The following is a 3747-nucleotide window of genomic DNA, read 5'->3' as shown; positions in this document are numbered from 1 at the left end:
GTCGAGGGGCGAGGCGGGGCAGTTGGGGTACATGCCCACGGGGGTGGTGTTCACGATGAGGGCGGCGTCCGCGTGGCGGGTCGCGACGCCCTCGTAGGTCTCGTCGCCGTGGCGCGAGATCACGACGGGCTTGGCGCACGCGTCCTCGAGTGCGCAGACGATGGCGCGGCTGGCGCCGCCTGAGCCCAGCACGAGGGCCTTCGCGCCTTGGATGGCGCCCAAGCCGCCCAGGTGCCGCTCGCAGAAGCGTTTGAGCGTCCAGGCGAAGCCGAACATGTCGGTGTTGTCGCCGATGATGCGGCCGCGCTCGTCATGCAGCAGCGTGTTGACGGCGCCGATGCGCGCGGCGGTGGGCCGCAGCTCGTCGACGAGCGGGATGAGGTCGCGCTTGTAGGGGATGGTGCAGTTGAGACCCTTCCAGGAGCCCTCGCGCACGAACGCGGCAAGCTCGTCGGGCTCTAGCTCGATGAACTCGTAGGGGGTCGTTCCCAGCCCCTCGTGGATCTGGGGGCTCCAGCTGTGCTTGAGCGTGCGGCCCAGAAGGCCGTAGGTCACCGGGGCGTGCGGCGCGCGCTCGGCGCCCTTCTCGGCCGCCACCTACACCAGCTCCGTGTAGCTGCCGAGGTAGCGATACTCCTCGCAGACGTCGTCGAGCGAGGCGATGAGCTTGGGGAACTCGGGCGCCGCCACCGAGCAGTCGACGTCGAAGTAGAACATGAAGTCGAAGTCCGAGTTGGGAATCGAGCGGCTCTCGAGCTTGAGGAGGTTCACGTCGAGGGCGTAGAAGCGGGCGAGGACCTTGTAGAGGCTGCCCGGGTCGTTGGGCGTCACGACCATGAGCGAGGTGCGGTCGGCGCCGGGGTAGATCTCGAGGTTCTTGGAGATGCAGGCGAAGCGCGTGTAGTTGGCGTCGGAGTCCTGCACGGAGCGGGCGAGGGACACCAGGTTGTAGAGCTCGGCGCAGCTGCGGCTCGAAAGGGCTGCGACGTCGGTGCGGCCGCTCTCGGCCACCATCTTGGCGGCCGCGGCGGTGTTCTCGACCACGTGCACGGTCATCTCGGGGTGCTGGGCGAGGAAGCCCTTGCACTGGGCAATGGCCTGTTGGTGGCTATAGACGTCGGTGATGCCGCCAATCTTGGCTCCGGGAAGGGCCAACAGGTTGTGGTCGACCTTGATGCGCACCGAGCGCACGATCGAGAACTTGTGACGCATCATGAGATCGTAGACCTGGTTCACGGTGCCTGCGGTGGAGTTCTCGACCGGCAGCACGCCATAGCGGCAGAAGCCCTCGTCGACCGCGCGGAAGACGCCCTCCCACGAGTCGAAGTAGCTGATCTTCGCGCGCTTGAAGAGGCGGTCGGCGGCGTGCTGGGAGTAGGCGCCCTCGACGCCCTGGCAGGCCACGAAGGCGTCCTGCGGGAAGAGTGCGGGCGTGCCCGCGATGGCGCCCTCGATGGCGTCCGCGAGCTCGCTCTTGTTATTGAGCTCGGCGCTCTGCTCGGAGCGCGAGATCTCCATGATGAGACTGAAGAGCACCTGCGAGTAGTCGCGGAGCTTCTCGGGGACCATCGTGGCGACGTCGGCGAGCTTGGCGCGCTCGCGGCCGCGGTCGAGGATGGGCTTGCCGCTCGCTCGCTTGTACTCGGCGACCTCGTGCGTGCATTGCATGCGCTGCGCGAACAGCTCGCAGATCTGGGTGTCGATGGCGTCGATGCGGCTGCGGATTTCTGAGAGGTCAGCCATGGTGCTCCAAACGTTCTAGCTGGGATTACTTGGTGGTGGTCTCAAGGGTTGCGGCGGCAGGCACAGCGTAGGCGCCGTCATCGACGAGCGCGTCGAGTAAGGCGAGCGCGCAGGCCGCCTCAACGACGGGCACGGCCCTGGGGACGATGCAAGGGTCGTGGCGCCCGCGGACCACAAGGTCGGCGTTCTCGCCCAGGGCGAGGTCGACGCTGTCCTGGCGCTTGCCGATCGAGGGCGTGGGCTTTACGGCCGCGCGCCAGACGATGGGCATGCCCGTGGAGATGCCGCCCAGGATGCCGCCGGCGTTGTTGGTGGTGGCGACGACCGCGCCGCCCCTCTCGCGCCAGGGGTCGTTGTTCTGCGACCCACGCAGGGCGGCCACCCCAAAGCCGGCGCCAAACTCGACGCCCTTCACGGCCGGGATGCCGTAGGCGAGCGCCGCGATGCGGTTCTCGAGGCCGTCGAACATCGGGTCGCCCACGCCTGCAGGCATGCCGTAGGCCGCGCACTCGATGACGCCGCCCACGGAGTCAAGCTCGCCCTTTGCGGCAAGCACGCTCTCGTGCATGGCGCGGGCGGCCCCAGCGTCGATGCAGGGAAGCTCGTTTGAGAGGATGGCCTTTCGCTGGGTGGGTTCATAGGCGAGGTCGTTCAGGGTGGCGTCCGGCACGCGCTCGGGGCCGAGCTGGGCGATGTGAGCCACGACGTGGATGTCCATGGCGGCGAGGGCCTGCAGGGCGATACCGCCCGCGATGCACATCGAGGCGGTGAGACGGCCCGAAAAGTGGCCGCCGCCCGCGACGTCGTGGTGGTTGCCGTAGCGAACAAAGGCCGGGTAGTCGGCGTGGCCGGGGCGCGGCACGCGGCGCAGGCCGTCGTAGTCCTGGCTGCGGGTGTTGGTGTTCTCGATGATGGCCGAGAGAGGCGCGCCGCAGGTGTGGCCGTCGACGAGGCCCGAGAGGATGCGAGGGCGGTCGGGCTCGCGGCGGGCGGTCGAGGTGTCGGAGCGGCCGGGCGCGCGGCGCTCGAGAAAGGCCTGCAGCTCGTCGAGGTCGACTTCGATGCCGGCGGGCAGGCCCTCGACGGTGCAGCCGATGGCCTCGGAGTGGGACTGGCCAAAGATCGTGAGGCGAACGCTGTGGCCGATGGATGACGCCATGGCTAGCCCTCCCTGGTCACGAGGCCGCCCAGCTTGGCATAGTCCTCGAAGAAGGCGGGGTAGGACTTCTGCACGCACTCGGCGCCGTGGATGGTCACGGGCGCGGTGCAGCGGGTGGCGGCGATGGCGGCCATCATCGCGATGCGGTGGTCGTTCGCGGCGTCGACCTCGCCGCCGTCGAGCGCCTCGCGACCCTCGATGACGATATCGTCGCCCTCGCTCGTGATGCTGGCTCCCAGGGCCGAGAGGCCGGCGCACACGGTCTCGATGCGGTCGGACTCCTTGAGGCGCAGGCGGCCGCAGCCCGTGAGTCGCGTGGTGCCCGGGGCGAGCGCGGCCACGGCGGCGAGGGGCGGCACGAGGTCGGGGAAGTCGGAGACGTTCATCTCGCAGGCGCAGGGGGCGCCGGCCGAGACGCTCGCGGTGCCGCCCGAGCGCTCGACGCGAGCGCCGAGCTTGGCGAGCGCGGCGAGCATGGAGCGGTCGCCCTGGCGGCTTGCGAGGTCAAGGGCGCTCACGGACACGCCCTCGCCCAGGGCGCCAGCGGCCAGCCAGAAGCCGGCATTGGACCAGTCGCCCTCGACGGTGATCTGCCCGCAGGAGGTGTAGGGGGTGGCGGGGGAGACCACGAAGCGCGTGACGCGCTGGCCCGCCGCGTTGACGTCGCGAATCTCCTCAACGTGCACGCCAAAGGAGCGCAGGGCGCTCGTGGTGAGGTTTACGTAGGGGCGGCTCTCGACAGGCTCGGTGACGCACACCTCGGAGGGGCCGCCGAGCAGGGGCGACGCGAGCAGAAGGCCGCTGATGTACTGCGAGCTCACGTTGCCAGGCAGCTCGAAGCGCCC

4 protein-coding genes are annotated in these 3747 nt (G+C 69.4%); all 4 read right to left on the bottom strand.

The genetic code is table 11. From position 1 onward, the window contains the following. A partial coding sequence (locus AC1VTH_RS07340; RefSeq protein WP_481335491.1) for a shikimate dehydrogenase family protein occupies positions 1-597 on the bottom strand: 597 nt, incomplete at its 3' end. Further along, positions 598-1743: a bifunctional chorismate mutase/prephenate dehydratase gene (locus tag AC1VTH_RS07335; protein ID WP_481335490.1), complete on the bottom strand. Its 1146-nt coding sequence runs from the start codon at positions 1741-1743 to the stop codon at positions 598-600. It abuts the gene before it with no gap. 25 nt (positions 1744-1768) lie between these two features. After that, on the bottom strand, positions 1769-2902 hold the full coding sequence (aroC, locus tag AC1VTH_RS07330) for a chorismate synthase (RefSeq protein WP_481335489.1): 1134 nt from the start codon (positions 2900-2902) through the stop codon (positions 1769-1771). Positions 2903-2904: 2 nt separating this feature from the next. Continuing rightward, on the bottom strand, positions 2905-3747 hold an 843-nt coding region (locus AC1VTH_RS07325; RefSeq protein ID WP_481335488.1), incomplete at its 5' end, for a 3-phosphoshikimate 1-carboxyvinyltransferase.

It is taken from the genome of Parolsenella sp. (assembly GCF_982402205.1).
This window is presented reverse-complemented; position numbering and strand designations above follow the sequence as displayed.